Raw genomic sequence first — 15,234 nt, forward strand, 5'->3', positions numbered from 1 at the left:
TAATTGGGGATTTACGAATCGGTCCTTTCCCGTTACAATTAAAGTCATCAGATGACCTGAACAATTAGGGGTGAAACGTAACATGACGGAAACGGCGCTTGCGTCCAAACTGCGTGCCATTGTCGGCGAACGTTACTATAGAGAGGATATGGAGGCCCGTGTCGCGCATTCCTACGATGGAACGCCGATGCTTCAGGCGCTGCCCGACGGCGTCGTCTACCCGTCTTCGACCGCCGAAGTGGCGGCCGTCATGAAAGTACTTGCCGAGCACCGCGTGCCGTTGGTGAGCAGGGGATCCGGCTCGAACCTGTGCGGCGGCACGGTTCCGCTTGAGGGCGGCATCGTGATGGTTATGCACCGCATGAACCGCATTCTCGAGGTGGATCTCGAAAATTTGACGGCGACCGTGCAACCGGGCCTTATCACGGCCGAGTTCATCGCACATATCGAGTCGCTCGGGCTGTTCTATCCACCGGATCCGAGCAGCATGCGCATCTCGACGATCGGAGGCAACATCGCGGAGTGCTCCGGCGGTCTGCGCGGACTCAAGTACGGCACGACCAAGGACTACGTTATCGGTCTTGAAGCCGTGCTCGCGAGCGGCGAGATCATCCGCACGGGCGGCAAGCTGATGAAGGATGTGGCAGGCTACGACCTGACCAAGCTGCTGGTCGGCTCGGAGGGGACGCTCGCGATCATCACCGAAGCGACGCTGAAGCTCGTGCCGCCGCCGCGCGCCAAGAAGACGATGCTGGCGATGTACCGCGACTTGTACGGCGCGGCGCGCACCGTCTCGCGCATCATCGAAGCGCGGATCATTCCGGCGACGCTCGAGTTCATGGACAATCCGACGATCCGCGTCGTCGACGACTTCGCCAAGCTCGGGCTGCCGCTCGATATGGAGGCGATCCTCCTTATTGAGCAGGACGGCGATCCCGAAGCGGTGGAGCGGGATATCGCCCTGATCGAAGAGATCTGCATCGCGGAACGAGCGGATCGCGTGCAGGTCGCCGCCGACCGCGAGGAGGCCGAGCGGCTGCTGACCGCCCGGCGGAGCGCGTTCACGGCGCTCGCGCGTCTGCGTCCGACGACGATCCTCGAGGACGCGACCGTGCCGCGCTCGAAGATCGCGGACATGGTGCTGCGCATCAACGAGATCGCGCGCAAGTACAATGTGACGATCGCGACGTTCGGCCACGCCGGGGACGGCAATCTGCATCCGACGGCGACGACGGACGCGCGCGATCATGACGAGGTGCACCGGGTCGAGCAGGCGTTCGCCGAAATTTTCGAGGCATCCATTGAACTGGGCGGCACGATCACGGGCGAGCACGGCGTAGGCATCGTCAAGGCGCCTTATCTTGAATGGAAGGTCGGAACCGCTGGCCTCGACATGATGAAGGGCATCAAGCAGGCGTTCGATCCGCACAGACTGCTGAACCCGGGCAAGCTGTTCGCCAAGGAGACGAGAAAAAGGGTGGTGCTGCACCATGAGTAGTCAAACCTTCGGCAAGCCGGACATCGAGCATGCCAATCCGCTCGCGCGCACGATGCTGAAAAAGCTCGATTACGATCAGCTTACCAATTGCATGCGCTGCGGGTTCTGCCTGCCGGCTTGTCCGACCTTCCGCGAGACGGGCGTCGAGCCCGAATCGCCGCGCGGCCGGATCGCGCTCATGAAGGCGGTCGTCGACGGCGTGATGGAGCCCGACCAGGCATTCGAGGATCAGATGAACCACTGTCTCGGCTGCCGCGCGTGCGAGCCGGTCTGTCCGGCCGACGTCAAGTACGGCCAGCTCATCGAGCAGACGCGCGACGCGATCGAGGATCATGCCCAGCATGGGGCCGTCGTCAAAGGAACGCGAAAGCTGTTTTTTCGCGGCATATTCCCGCATCAGAGCCGGATGAAGCTGCTGGGCAAGTCGCTCCGGCTGTACCAGAAGTCCGGCCTCCAGAAGGTCGCGCGCGGCACCGGCGTCATGAAGCTGTTCCCCGCCCATATGCGGGAGATGGAGCAGATCTTGCCGGAGGCAGCCTCCAAGGGCGTCGTCGAGCGTCTCGGCGAGCGCTACCCGGCCAAGGGAGAACGGATTGCGACGGTCGCTTTGTTCAGGGGCTGCATCATGGACGTGCTGTTCGCCGACACGAACGTGAACACGGTGAAGCTGCTGTCCGAGGCGGGCTTCGACGTCGTCATTCCCAAGGCGCAGGGCTGCTGCGGCGCACTTCACGCGCACAGCGGCGAGATGGACCAGGCGCGCGAACTGGCGCGCGTCAACGTTAAAGCGTTCATGGATGCCGGCGTCGACTATATCGTCAGCAACGCGGGGGGCTGCGGCGCCTTGCTCGTCGAGTACGATCACCTGCTGCACGAGGATGAGTCCTGGGCGGCCGACGCAGCCTGGTTCGCGAAGCGCGTCGTCGACATCAGCACGATTCTCGTTGAAAAGGGGCGCGTGCCCGCCTTCGCGGAAGCAGCGGCCGAAGGCGCGGTGCCGGAGGCAGTCGCATCTATTGGGGCTTCGGCGACGATCACGTACCAGGATTCCTGTCACCTGCGCAACGTCATGAAGGGCTCCGTCGCGCCTCGCAAGCTCATGAAGTCGGTTGCCGGCGCTCAATTTTGCGAAATGCGGGAATCCGATCGCTGCTGCGGCTCGGCCGGCATTTACAACGTCACGCAACCTGAGATGGCGGGCCAGATTCTCGAACACAAGATGGAGCATGCCAATGCGACGGGCGCGCAGTATCTGCTGACGAGCAATCCCGGGTGCCTGCTGCAGATGAAGCTGGGCATCGACAAGCACGGCCGCGGCGGCGACATGAAGGCGATGCATATCGTGGACTATTTGTACGAGCGGATCGCGACTCCCGGCGGCGAGGCGTAAGTTTTTTAAAGAAGTAAATACTTGGCGTGCGAACGGGCGGCCGAACCTATATAATGATAGTTAAACAGTCTAGGAGGTTCGCCCTTGAGGAAGTACAACTTCGTTCGCCCGGTGCTGCTCATCGTGACCGCGCTGCTCGTCAGAAGCATCGTGACCAACGCCTGCATGCTGCTGGGCATGGAAGCCGAGCCGGCGTCAAGCGTCGGGTTTATGGCCATGATCGTCGCCGCCTTCGTGATTTTTTCCCGCATGAACAAGAGCCGTCGCAAGCCCTCGGACAAGTAAGAGGGGATTCGCGCGCAAGCGTCTTTTTAACGAATAGATTCATTTAGGCTTATCGAGCTGCTCCGACATGTCAAGGCATGATCGGGGCAGCTTTTTTTTGCGATCAGGCGTGTGAAAAAAGCAAACAAAATTATCGTTTTAAATTTAATCGTAGCGATTTAATGTTAAATATGATAAAGTCATGTTACAAAATAACATCAGCAATAGAAGAGGAGATGCGAAAATGTCGCACAAATATCGTTTGAACCGGATGTTCAGCGCCCAGGGCAAGTGCTTTGACGTCGCGATCGATCACGGCTTTTTTAACGAGCATACGTTTCTGGCCGGTATCGAGGAGATGGACGCCGCCGTCCGCACGATCGTGGAGGCCGGGCCGGACTGCGTGCAGCTCAGCACGGGTCAGGCGCGCCGTCTTCAGTCGCTGCCGGGCAAGAAGCCGGGCCTCGTCCTGCGCACGGATGCGGCCAACATTTATGGCAGCGCGCTGCCGCGCTTTCTGTTCAGCGAGCTGATCGCCGGCGCGATCGAAGAAGCCGTCCGTCTCGACGCCGTCGCCGTGTGCGTCAACCTGCTGTTGCTGCCGGAGCAGCCGGAGCTGCACCATCAATGTGTGCGCAACGTGACTGCGCTGAAGGCCGAGTGCGAGCGCTACGGCATGCCGCTTATGGTCGAACCGCTCGTCATGCTGCCGAACGAGGCGAAGGGCGGCTATATGGTCGACGGCGATCTGAAAAAGATTATGCCGCTCGTCCGTCAGGCGGTCGAGCTCGGCGCCGACGTCATTAAGGCCGATCCGTGCGACGACGTGTCCGAATATCACAGGGTCATCGAGATCGCCTCCGGCATCCCCGTCCTCGTTCGCGGCGGCGGACGCGCGAGCGACGAAGAGATCGTCGCCCGCACCGTCGAATTGATGAACCAGGGCGCCGCCGGCATCGTCTACGGCCGCAACGTCATCCAGCATCCGAATCCGGCCGGCATGACGTCTGCGCTTATGGCGATCGTGCACCAAGGCGCGTCCGCGGACGAAGCGCTCGCGATCCTGAAGGGAGGCCGAGCCTAATGGCGAAGGACAAGCGCATCATCCGTTTCGGCGTCATCGGCTGCGGCCTCATGGGCAAGGAGTTCGCCAGCGCCGCCGCCCGGTGGTGCCATCTGACGGACGTCGGCTTCGAGCCGCGCATCGTCGCCGTCTGCGACGCCAATCCGGCAGCGACGGAATGGTTCGTCGACAACGTGCCGAGCGTCGTCCATGCTTACGGCGATTATCGTGAGCTGCTTGCCAACCCCGACGTAGACGCCGTCTACTGCGCCGTGCCTCATAATCTTCATCAGCAGATTTATATCGATATTATCCGCTCCGGCAAGCATCTGCTCGGCGAGAAGCCGTTCGGCATCGACCGCGAAGCGAACGCCGCCATTCGCGAGGCGCTGGCCGCGCATCCCGAGGTCATCGTGCGGTGCTCGTCGGAATTTCCGTTTTACCCGGGCGCGCAGCAGATCGTAAAATGGGTAAACGAGGGCCGCTTCGGCCGGATCATCGAGGTGGAGGCGGGCTTCTGGCATTCGAGCGACCTCGATCCGACGAAGCCGATCAACTGGAAACGGCGCATCGCCACCAACGGCGAGTACGGCTGCATGGGCGATCTTGGCATGCACGTGCTGCATCTGCCGCTTCGCTTTGGCTGGAAGCCGAAAAGCGTGCGCTCGCTGCTGTCAAAGATCGTGCCGGAGCGTCCGGACGGCAAGGGCGGCTTGGTGCCGTGCGAGACATGGGACAACGCCATTCTCGCCTGCGACGTTGAGACGGACGGTCAGCGTTTTCCGATGGTGCTGTCCACCAAGCGCATCGCGCCCGGACATGCCAACACCTGGTTCATCCGCATTCAAGGAACGGATTTCTCGGCCGAGTTCACGACCAAAAATCCGAAGCAGGTCGCCTCGCTTCCTTACGAGCCGGGCGGCGCGCAGGCCTGGCATGTCGTCGACGCGCCTTACAAATCGGCGTACGGAACGATTACGGGCGGCATCTTCGAATTCGGCTTTTCCGATTCGATCCTGCAAATGTGGGCGGCTTTCTGCGACGAGCTGGTTGGCCAGGGCGGCGCGGGGATGAGCCAGCCGTTCCGCTGCGCGACGCCCGAGGAGGCGTCCGCCAGCCATCTCGTCTTCACCGCCGCGCTCGAATCGGAGCGCACGGGCAACACGATCGCGATCGATTGGGAGGAATAAACGTGACGGACCGCGCAGCGGACATCGTCGTCGCCGGGCATATCTGCCTGGATATCATTCCGGCGCTGCCCTCGCATCCCGAAGGCTTAAGCCAACTGCTGGCGCCGGGCAAGCTGGTCGAGATCGGACCGGCAAGCCTGTCGACGGGCGGCGCCGTGGCGAACACGGGGCTCGCCCTGCGGCGGCTCGGCTTCGACGCGCGACTCATGGGCAAGATCGGGGACGACGCCTTCGGACGTTCGATCAAGGAATGTCTCGACGCCTACGGCGCCGGCGCGAGCGACGGAATGATCGTGTCGGCCGGCGAGAGCAGCTCCTACACGATCGTCATCAGCCCGCCGGGCATCGATCGCATTTTCCTGCACGCGACGGGAACGAACGATACGTTCGCCGCTGCCGACGTTAGTTCGGAAGCGCTTGCGGGCACGCGGCTGCTCCACTTCGGCTACCCGCCGCTTATGCGCGGCATGTACGAGCGCGGCGGCGAGGAGCTTGTTCGTCTGCTTGCGCGAGCGAAGGAAGCCGGGGCGACCGTTTCGCTCGACATGGCTAGGCCCGATCCCGCGTCCGACGCCGGTCGAGCTGACTGGCCGGCGATTCTCGCCCGGGCGCTGCCGCATGTCGACGTGTTTCTGCCGAGCCTGGAGGAAATTTTGTTTATGCTTCGGCCGGACACGTACCGGGAACTGTCCGCGCGCAGCGGCGGCGAGGAACTGCTCGGGCTGGCGGACGGCGCGCTGCTGTTTTCGCTGGGCGAGGAGCTGCTCAGGCTTGGCGTCGCGGTGGCCGGCATCAAGCTCGGCGAGCACGGACTGTACGTCCGCACGACGGCGGATGCCGCGCGTCTTGCGGCGATGGGCGCCTGCGCGCCGGGTGCGGACGCGATCGGCGGCTGGCTGGCGCGCGAGCTGCTCGCGCCGTGCTTCGCGGTCGACGTCGAAGGCACGACGGGCGCCGGCGACTGCACGATCGCGGGGCTGCTCGGCGGGCTCGCGAGCGGCCTGACGCTCGAGCGCGCGCTGCTTAGCGCCGTGGGCACGGGCGCCTGCAACGTCGAGCGCGCCGACGCCGTCAGCGGCATCCCGCGCTGGGCGGATCTGCAGCGCCGCATCGACGCCGGCTGGCGCCAGCGGACGCCGGTCCTGGCGCTGCCAGGCTGGACGCGGCTCGAGGACAGCGGGCTGTGGACCGGCGGGCGCTAGGCGGCGCAGCGCTGTAGGGGCAGGGGGCTGGCTCGGGATAAGCGCGAATGCGCTTATCGGCCGATCATCGGTCGAGTTATGCGATTTTATCGCACAACTGGGGTCGCGCAGCCGGGCATCGGCCGAGTTATGCGATTGTATCGCACAACTGGTGCGGCTCAGCCGGGCATCTGCCGAGTTATGCGATTTTATCGCACAACTCGCGCCGCGCAGCCGGGCATCGGTCGAGTTATGCGATTGTATCGCACAACTCGCGCCGCGCAGCTAGACATCGGTCGAGTTATGCGATTTTATCGCACAACTCGCGCCGCACAGCCGGGCATCAGCCGAGTTATGCGATTGTATCGCACAACTAGCCCTCACAACGCGCGTTCTGCCGGAGTTACACGGTTTCGCCGCACAACTGGCACTCGCAGCCTCATCTAACCGAGATAAGGTGCAAATGCTCATATTGGCAGGCACCGGTATCCGACTAGCTATCCCATACCGCAACGCATAAACTGACAAACAATTCCAGAGAGGAGCGATACCGATGAGCATCAGACGCAGCGAGATTCGCGAAGCGCAGCGGAGCACCGACGAACTTTTTCGCAGGGCTGGCATCGTGCTGACGGAGGAGGAGCGCGCCGGCATCGAAGTGGCGGGCTTCGGGCTTGGGGAGCTGGAGACGGAGGGGCTCGAGCTTGTTACCTACGTTAACACGGACCGCTATTGCGCGAAGGAGCTCGCTCTTTTCCCCTATCAGACCTGTCCTGAGCATCTGCATCCCGACGTCGGCGGTGAAACCGGCAAGATGGAGACGTTCCGCTGCCGCTGGGGGCTCGTCTATTTGTACGTTGAAGGCGAGCCAGTAGCGGAAGTAAAGGCGCGAATTCCCGAGCGAAGCGCGGCGCACTACACCGTGCGGCACGAGATTGTGCTGACTCCGGGCGAGCAATATACGATACCGCCGAATACGAAGCACTGGTTCCAGGGCGGGCCGGAAGGCGCGATCGTATCCGAATTTTCCAGCACGAGCCGCGACGAGTTCGACGTGTTCACCGACCCGGCCGTCGTCCGGATCCCGCCGATCGTCGAAGATTAAGGGAGAGGGCTTGCCTGGTGAAAGAAAGACTTGGCGGTTAGCGGCATTACGAGTAGATGAGGAAGCGGAGGCGGTCAAATGCGACTGTACGGCAAGGATTGGACGCGTCGCGAGATCGAAGCCCGCGTCGGCCGCATGAGCCAGATCGGCGGCGTGCGGCGCATGACGCTGTCGGAGGGCAAGGAAGCGGGCGTCGAGCTGGTTCGCGTGACGACCGGCGCGGGACTGACGCTGGACATCGTGCCGTCCAAGGGGCTCGACATCTCGCGGGCGGAGCTGTGGGGCGCGCCGCTGTCGTGGCAGTCCGCGGCGGGCGACGCGCATCCGTCCTACTATGAAGCCTCCGGCAGGGGCTGGCTGCGAACCGCGTCGGGCGGCCTGCTTATGACGTGCGGCCTGACGCATGCGGGCTCGCCCTCGGAGACGCCTGACGGACCGCAAGGAATGCACGGCCGGGCGCATCATACGCCTGCCTCGCAGGTGTCCGCGCGAGAGGAATGGGCCGGCGACGAGCTCGTCTGGCGCGTTGAAGGGACGATTGAGGAAAACGCGCTGTTCGGCGCCAACCTCACGCTGCGCCGCCGAGTATCGGGCAAGCTCGGCGACAACTCGTTTCGCATCGAAGACCGCGTGGAAAATGTGGGCTTTTCCCCGTCTCCCCATATGATGCTGTACCACTTCAATTTCGGATTCCCGCTGCTGGACGAGCGGACTGCGCTGACTTTACCGCCAGCGATCTCCTCGGAGCTCGGCGGTGCGGGCACGGAAGCGGACTGCGTCGGCTGGGAACGACCCGATCCGAGCGCCGCGGAGCGCGTTTTTTATCACGAGCTGAACGACCGCGAAGGGATGGCCGAAGCCTGCCTGCGCCAACCGGCCTTTCCTGCGGGACCTAGGGCCGCTGACGTATCGGTCCGGCTGCGCTGGTCCGCGGACACGCTGCCCCGGCTCGTGCAGTGGCGCATGCCGGGCGCCGGCGCGCACGTGCTCGGGCTTGAGCCCGCCAACTGCCGGGTCGAGGGCTACGAAGCGGAGGTTCGCGAAGGCAGGCTGGTCATGCTCGCGCCGGGCGAGAGCGTGACGCATCGGCTGGAGTTGAAAATCGAGGCCGAACGAGCGATGATAGAGGAATAAAGAGGGACGCGCACGGCGGACGGGAGGAGCGGCGGCAGATGATTCACAATCAGGCGGACTGGAACGCGAGGCAGCGTCAGATCCACGAGGAGATCGCGCAGAGCGGAGAGGTCCGCATCTCGGAGCTGAGCGAGAGGCATGGCGTGACCGAGATGACGATTCGGCGCGATCTGGAGAAGCTTGAGGAAGGCGGCAGCGTCCGGCGCACGTTCGGCGGGGCGATCTACGTCTACCGCGACGTTGCGCTGCAGGACCGCACCGGCCTGTACACGGACGAGAAGGCGCGGATCGGCCGGCACGCGGCTGCGCTGATCGCCCCCGGCGAGTCCGTGTTTCTCGACGGCGGCACGACGACGCTGCAGATCGCGCGCGCGATGAGATCCGGACAGCAAATCACGGTCATGACCAACGCGCTGAACATCGCGGCCGAGTTGGCGTCCAAGCAGATTCCGACGATCATGACCGGCGGCATGCTGCTCGAGTCCACGCATTCGCTCGTCGGTCCGATCGCCGCCCAGAGCCTGTCCGGGATGGCGTTCGACCGCGCGTTTCTCGGCGCGACGGGGCTGAGCGAAGAACACGGCTTCAGCAACTCCAACCTGTACGAGGCCGAGATCAAACGCATCGCGATACGACAGGCGAAGGAGACGACGATTGTGCTCGACCGCACCAAGTTCGGCGCGCGCGTGCTCGTATCGTTCGCCGGGCTCGCTGACGTCGATCGCATCGTCACCGATCATCCGCCGGACGGCGAGCTCGCGCGGGCTTGCGCGGAGGCGGGCGTTCGGGTCGATGCGGCCGAGTGAGCGCAGCGGATTCCTTTTCGCAGATATAGCAATCGAGAAGAAATGCGCGGCTGCTCGCCATGGTAATATGACGTTAGTGTCCGATTCGGACAAAACGAAACCATGAGGTGACGACGATGGCTTTTCAAATTTCGCAAACGTTTCTCAACCTGCCGGTCAAGGATCTGAAGCGCTCCATCGCCTTCTTCGAAGCGCTCGGGTTCGCGTTCAACCCGCAATTCACCGACGACAATGCCGCATGCCTGATCCTAAGCGATACCGCATTCGCGATGCTGCTGTCCGAGCCGTACTTTAAGACGTTTATCAAAAAGGACATCGCCGACGCGTCAAAAACGTCGGAGTTCATCATGGCCGTCTCCGTGAGCAGCAAGGAAGAAGTGCAGGAACTCGTCCGCAAGGCGCTGGCGTCCGGCGGCTCGGCTTCCAACGATCCACAGGACCACGGCTTCATGTATACCGAGAGCTTCCAGGATCTGGACGGTCATCTGTGGGAAGTGTTCCACATGGATCCGACGTACGTACAGGAGTCCTGATCTCACAGACGCCGCCGAAGTCACCGTTAGCAGCCCGCTAACCCGTCCGCTGGGCGTGTAGCGGGCTTTTCAGTCTCAACCAGCAACAAATCGTACCTGCCCGCAGCCCCACGCGCCCGAGAAGTCTCGATCAGCAACAAATCGTACCTGCCCGCCGCCCCACGCGCCCGAGAAGTCTCGACCAGGAACAAATCATGCCTGCCCGCAGCCCCACACGCGTCGAAAGTCTCAACCAGGAACAAATCGTGCCTCCCCGCCGCCTCACATACCCCGGAAGTCTCGGTCAGCAATAAATCGTACCTGCCCACAGCCCCACGCGCCCGAGAAGTCTCAATCAGCAACAAATCGTACCTGCCCGCAGCCTCACACGCCCGGGACGTCTCGACCAAGAACAAATCATGCCTGCCCGCAGCCCCACGCGCCCGAGAAGTCTCGACCAGGAACAAATCGTGCCTGCCCGCCGCCTCACATGCCCCGGAAGTCTCAATCAGCAACAAATCGTACCTGCCCACAGCTCCACGCGCTCGGGAAGTCTCGACCGGGAACAAATCGTACCTGCACGCCGCACCAAACGCCCCGCAAGTCTCGACCAGGAACAAATCATGCCTGCCCGCAGCCCCACGCGCCCGAGAAGTCTCAACCAGGAACAAATCGTGTATGCCCGCGGCCTGTCACATAAAAACCACGCCAAAAAGACCGCCGGAAGCGGTCTTTTGGCTTGTGGTGCGTTCACATTGCGCGATCAGCTCTGCTGCTGTTCCGTCGAAACCTGCCACTCGACGCCATACTTGTCCTGCAGCGCGCCGAACAGGGCGCCCCAGAATTGCTGCTTCAGCGGATCGTGGACCGTGCCGCCGGCGGCCAGCTTGTCGAATGCCGCGTGGGCTTCGTCGGGGGTATCGAACAGCAGGCTGAGCGCCGTGCCGTTGCCCCGTTCGATCTGCCGGCTCGGGCTGTCGGACATGAAGATCGTGATGCCGCCCGCGACCATGTGCAGGTGCATGATCTTCTCCTTCAGCGCTTCGGGCGTACCCGGCGCGTCGCCGAACGTCATGACGGAGAGGAGCTCGCCGCCGAGCGCGTCGACGTAGAACTGGGACTGAGACCTCGCGTCTTCAGAAAAAATGTAGGGAACCAATCTTGCCACGATTATCCGCCTCCTGAATTCATCATGCGTTTGCCGTTCTTTTATTATTCTATCATCCGAACGACCGGCCCACTTCTTTTCGATTGCTCTTTTGCCTGCTTTGAGGGACAATGTTGCTATTGTCCGGCTATCTTGTTATCGCATCATACGGAGGTTTGTGCAAATTGATTAAGCGCGCTTCGAAAATAAGCATGAACGAAATATGGCTGCTGTCGATCGTATTCGGCGGCTTCCTCGTATTCGGTTTGTCTGAAAACGTGAAAGGTCCCGCCATCCCGCGGATGCAGCTGGACTTCGGCTTGAACGAAGGCCAACTGGGCCTGATGCTAGCGCTGAACTCGCTCGGCTATCTGGTCGCCTGTACCTTCACTTCTTATCTCGCCGACAAAGTCGGAATTAGGGCAACCAGTATCGCGGCGTTTGTGTCGATGACAGTGGGGGGCGTATTGATCGGCGTCTCAAACGGCTTTCAAGCGCTGACTGCCTCGTACTTTTTTATGTATATCGGCAACGGCATGCTGGAGATCGCGCTTGCCATTCTCGCGGCGCGCATTTTCGTCAAGAATACGGGCTTCCTCATGAATCTCTCGCACTTTTTCTACGGCTTGAGCTCGATCGTCGCGCCGATCGTGGCCGCGTCGATGATGGGCTGGCGGCTGCCGGGCGGCGACGCGTTGGGATGGAGGGGCATGTATGTCATCGTGCTCATGCTGTCGCTGCTGCCGGTCATTCCGGCACTCCTTGGACGTCTCCCGGCCGAGCCGGCCCACGACGAGGCAGAGGAACGCATCTCCTACCGCAAGCTGCTGCGCGATCCCGTCGCTTGGCTGATCGTGCTTGTGCTTACCTCCGGCGTCATCTCGGAGCTGTCGATCGGGAGCTGGCTGGTAAACTTTTTGGAAAAAGCATACGATTGGAGCCCAACCGATGCATCGGGCATGCTGTCGGCCTTTTTCCTTTGCTTCACGCTTGCGAGGCTGTTGCTCGGACCGCTGACGGACCGTTTCGGCTACACGATGTCCATCATGGTCCTGTCGCTGAGCTCGGGCGTCTGCAGCATTGCGGCGCTGTTCGCGGGAGAGAGCGGCGCGATTCTGTTCGCCCTGGCGGGCGTCGGCATCGCACCGATCTATCCGACCGTGATGGCGCTGCTTGCCAAGCGTTATCCCCGCGGCACAGGAACGGCGATCACCTTCACCGTCACGCTGATGGGCATCGGCAGCGTGCTCGGCAATCTCGCGATCGGCGGCTTGATTGAAGGGGTTCGCGACTTGTACGCAGACAGGGGCGAAGAGGCGAGCGGGCTGCTCGGCCTGCAGGCGGGCTACGGGTTTATCGGGGCGATGGCGCTGCTGTGCGCAGCTGCGTGCCTTGTGCTTTATGCGTATTTGCGCAAAAGAGGGGAAAGGTACTAAGCCGCCATGGATCATCTAAGTATCGGGATGCTGCTGCTCGTCGTTGTCGGCGGATTCGCGGCCGCCTTCGTCGACTCGGTCGTCGGCGGGGGCGGACTCATCTCGGTTCCCGTCCTGCTGACCGCCGGACTGCCGCCTGCGGCCGCGCTCGGCACCAACAAGCTGGCCGGCACGCTGTCGTCGCTCACCAGCACGCTGTCCTTTTTCGCGTCGGGCCATGTCGACATCCGCGCAGTGCGGGGGCTGATCCCGCTATCCTTGCTGGGGGCTGCGCTCGGCACGCTCACGCTTCGGCATGTGCCGTCCGGCTTCCTGAAGCCGATGGTCGTTGCGATGCTGGCGGTCATCGCCGTATATACCCTGCTGCGAAGGGATTGGGGCGAACGGGCCGCCTTTGTCCGCTTTACCGCCGGTACCGCCTGGCTGACGGGCATCGCCGCGTTCGTGCTCGGCTTCTACGACGGATTTTTCGGCCCGGGCACCGGGTCGTGTTTGATCTTTGCTTTTTTGCTGCTCGGCTTCGACTTCGTGAAGGCCGCCGGCAACGCCAAGGCGCTGAACTTCGCCAGCAATCTGGCGAGCCTGGCGACTTTCCTCGCACTCGGCTCCGTCCACTACGGCGTCGGGCTGATCATGGGCGCGGCCATGGTCGCCGGCTCCTGGCTCGGCTCGCGCTTCGCGATCCGCCGCGGCCGCGCGTACATCAAACCACTGTTCCTCGTCGTCTGCGCCTTGCTGATCGGCAAGCAGGTGCTCGATTTGCTGTAAATGCATTCAGGCGCTTACCCGGTGGAATCCCGGTTTGCCGCATCGCACCTACCGCCGCACCTCGCCCGGCAGCGTCAACGACAGGTCGCCTTCCGTCTGGCCGCCGGATTCGTCTGCGTAAGTGATGCGCGAGCCGAGGATTTCCTTCCCCGTTTCGCTAAGGCGGCCCGAGGTCAGCACGTTCGTCGTGAGGTGGTCCGTGCTGGACCAGAACAGATAGCTGCCTTGCAGCTTCGGCGCCGTTCCTTTTTGATCCGTCACCTTCATCTCCCACAGCAGCTCGATCGTATCTTTCTCTCCGACCGGAATATGCGCCTGCCACTTCACGATCCAGCCGTCCTCGGTCAGCTCGGCGTAAGACGCTTGGTCCCCATTCACGACGATCATGCGGTCCGAACGGCCTTCGGGGAACAGACACGTCACGTTGTAGCCCTCGCGTTCGTGCGTGTAGGGCAGCAGGTCTACGGCATAATGCGTGAGCTCGGGCGGGAGCGACATCGCGAGGCGTCTCGCCTCGGCGAGGTCGCCGTCGCGGAGCAGCGCGAGCTGCGCTGCGTCAAGCGGGGTGCGAATGCGCACGTCCCGTCCCTCCACGGACACCCGGTATCCGAACTGCTCCGCCAGAAACCGCAGGGGGACATACACGCGCCCCTTTACGATCCGCACGGGACTGTCGAGCTTGATGCCCCCCATACGCGACGGATTGCCGCTCGCGATCGCGACACCGCTGCCGACGGCAAGCTTGACGCGCTCGTTCCATTTGCCGAACGTGGCCGTCTTGGCCGCCGAGTTCCAGGACAGCGACAGGCCGAGCGGGCCGGCGACGGCGCTGAGCGGCACGAGCGTTCTGCCTTTTTCTACGATAGGGGCGTCGGCCGCCTCAACCAGCTTGTCTTTCACATAAATATGCGCGGGAGCTGCAGCCGAGGCGGCATCGGCGCCGGACAGCGCGCTTGCGACCAAGGCGATGCAGACGATCTGCTTGAACATGGGGCACGCTCCTCTCTGACCGTATAGACGAGCATGAACGCAAATAGTTGCTGTTCCACGTCATCATGCTGCTCCGAGCAAGCGCCCGCGGTCAAGCGGTCAAATGCTTCATGACCATAGTCTCCATCTCGTCCACAATTCGCCGGTACTCCGTCTCGTCTCCGTCCAGGAGAAAGCTCATGGCGAGTCCGTCCCGGACGGCCCAGAACAGGTAGGCGGCCGCAGACTCGTCCAGATCGGCACGGAACTCGCCGGATTGCTTGCCAGCTGCAAGGATTCGGCTGAGCAGTTTCAAGGCTTTATCGAGGTAGGCGCGATTGGAGGCGATCAGCTTGGGACGGCGCGATGCGTAGGTCGTGAATTCCAGGTGAAACGTCAGCCATTTGCGAAGCTCGTCCAGCGGCTGCCGGCGGAAGCGTTCGAACATATGCCGGAGCATCGCCTTGGCGCTTGACGTCTCTTCGTGCAGCGCGTTGAGCGATTCGATCATCTCGTCCATGCGGGCGTGGGCCAGCTGAATGTAGATCTCTTCTTTGCTGGCGAAGTAGCCGTAAAGGGTGCCCTTGCTGATTCGAAGATGACGCGCGATGTCGTCGGCCGTCGTCGCTTGAAATCCTTTATCCAGTAAGCAATGAAGCGCCCCGGCCAGAATAGAGGCTCGCTTCTCTTCCTTGTACGCTTCCGTCACTTTGGGCGACATCGCGCTCGCTCCTTTCCCATGCCGACACGGTTGTTTTCCGCTAAATACAA

At 62.5% G+C, this 15,234-nt stretch carries 15 protein-coding genes; 12 read left to right on the forward strand and 3 right to left on the reverse strand.

Features of this window, described 5'->3' with window-relative positions; translation table 11 throughout:
* Window positions 1–82: 82 nt before the first annotated feature.
* From KVT38_RS24320 to KVT38_RS24365, 10 genes are all read left to right on the forward strand, one after another.
* Complete coding sequence (locus tag KVT38_RS24320; RefSeq protein WP_217596338.1) at window positions 83–1,498, forward strand: FAD-linked oxidase C-terminal domain-containing protein; 1,416 nt, start codon at window positions 83–85, stop codon at window positions 1,496–1,498.
* Window positions 1,491–2,888: a (Fe-S)-binding protein gene (locus KVT38_RS24325; RefSeq protein ID WP_217596339.1), complete on the forward strand. Its 1,398-nt coding sequence runs from the start codon at window positions 1,491–1,493 to the stop codon at window positions 2,886–2,888. The genes KVT38_RS24320 and KVT38_RS24325 overlap by 8 nt, the downstream gene beginning before the upstream one ends.
* A gap of 84 nt (window positions 2,889–2,972) precedes the next feature.
* Window positions 2,973–3,173, forward strand: coding sequence for a hypothetical protein (locus KVT38_RS24330; RefSeq protein ID WP_217596340.1), 201 nt, complete (start codon window positions 2,973–2,975; stop codon window positions 3,171–3,173).
* Between the two features lie 223 nt (window positions 3,174–3,396).
* Window positions 3,397–4,236 carry a class I fructose-bisphosphate aldolase gene (locus tag KVT38_RS24335; RefSeq protein ID WP_217596341.1) on the forward strand — a complete coding sequence of 280 codons (840 nt, stop codon included), beginning with the start codon at window positions 3,397–3,399 and terminating at the stop codon, window positions 4,234–4,236.
* On the forward strand, window positions 4,236–5,405 hold the full coding sequence (locus tag KVT38_RS24340) for a Gfo/Idh/MocA family protein (protein WP_217596342.1): 1,170 nt from the start codon (window positions 4,236–4,238) through the stop codon (window positions 5,403–5,405). Before KVT38_RS24335 ends, KVT38_RS24340 begins: the two co-directional genes overlap by 1 nt.
* Before the next feature lie 2 nt (window positions 5,406–5,407).
* Complete coding sequence (locus tag KVT38_RS24345) at window positions 5,408–6,607, forward strand: carbohydrate kinase family protein (RefSeq protein ID WP_368859155.1); 1,200 nt, start codon at window positions 5,408–5,410, stop codon at window positions 6,605–6,607.
* Window positions 6,608–7,160: 553 nt separating this feature from the next.
* Window positions 7,161–7,691 (forward strand): D-lyxose/D-mannose family sugar isomerase, encoded by a 531-nt coding sequence (locus KVT38_RS24350; RefSeq protein WP_483298187.1) that lies wholly within the window; start codon window positions 7,161–7,163, stop codon window positions 7,689–7,691.
* A 78-nt stretch (window positions 7,692–7,769) separates the two neighbouring features.
* Complete coding sequence (locus tag KVT38_RS24355) at window positions 7,770–8,825, forward strand: aldose 1-epimerase family protein (RefSeq protein ID WP_217596344.1); 1,056 nt, start codon at window positions 7,770–7,772, stop codon at window positions 8,823–8,825.
* A gap of 38 nt (window positions 8,826–8,863) precedes the next feature.
* Entirely contained in the window at window positions 8,864–9,631 is a 768-nt protein-coding gene (locus KVT38_RS24360; protein ID WP_217596345.1) for a DeoR/GlpR family DNA-binding transcription regulator, read from the forward strand.
* 116 nt (window positions 9,632–9,747) lie between these two features.
* Window positions 9,748–10,164, forward strand: coding sequence for a VOC family protein (locus tag KVT38_RS24365; protein ID WP_217596346.1), 417 nt, complete (start codon window positions 9,748–9,750; stop codon window positions 10,162–10,164).
* 742 nt (window positions 10,165–10,906) lie between these two features.
* Here KVT38_RS24365 and KVT38_RS24370 read toward each other — a convergent pair.
* Entirely contained in the window at window positions 10,907–11,311 is a 405-nt protein-coding gene (locus KVT38_RS24370) for a VOC family protein (protein ID WP_217596347.1), read from the reverse strand.
* 191 nt (window positions 11,312–11,502) lie between these two features.
* Here KVT38_RS24370 and KVT38_RS24375 point away from each other — a divergent pair, with 191 nt between their 5' ends.
* Together KVT38_RS24375 and KVT38_RS24380 are read left to right on the forward strand one after the other, a co-directional pair.
* Window positions 11,503–12,726 carry an MFS transporter gene (locus KVT38_RS24375; protein WP_217596373.1) on the forward strand — a complete coding sequence of 408 codons (1,224 nt, stop codon included), beginning with the start codon at window positions 11,503–11,505 and terminating at the stop codon, window positions 12,724–12,726.
* Window positions 12,727–12,732: 6 nt separating this feature from the next.
* Window positions 12,733–13,494 (forward strand): TSUP family transporter, encoded by a 762-nt coding sequence (locus KVT38_RS24380; protein WP_217596348.1) that lies wholly within the window; start codon window positions 12,733–12,735, stop codon window positions 13,492–13,494.
* Between the two features lie 48 nt (window positions 13,495–13,542).
* Here KVT38_RS24380 and KVT38_RS24385 read toward each other — a convergent pair whose 3' ends face one another.
* Window positions 13,543–14,484 carry a copper amine oxidase N-terminal domain-containing protein gene (locus tag KVT38_RS24385; RefSeq protein ID WP_217596349.1) on the reverse strand — a complete coding sequence of 314 codons (942 nt, stop codon included), beginning with the start codon at window positions 14,482–14,484 and terminating at the stop codon, window positions 13,543–13,545.
* Window positions 14,485–14,575: 91 nt separating this feature from the next.
* On the reverse strand, window positions 14,576–15,184 hold the full coding sequence (locus KVT38_RS24390; RefSeq protein WP_217596350.1) for a TetR/AcrR family transcriptional regulator: 609 nt from the start codon (window positions 15,182–15,184) through the stop codon (window positions 14,576–14,578).
* Between the last annotated feature and the right edge of the window lie 50 nt (window positions 15,185–15,234).

Origin of the sequence: Cohnella sp. GbtcB17 (assembly GCF_019091135.1) — a bacterium.
GTDB lineage: Bacteria > Bacillota > Bacilli > Paenibacillales > Paenibacillaceae > Cohnella.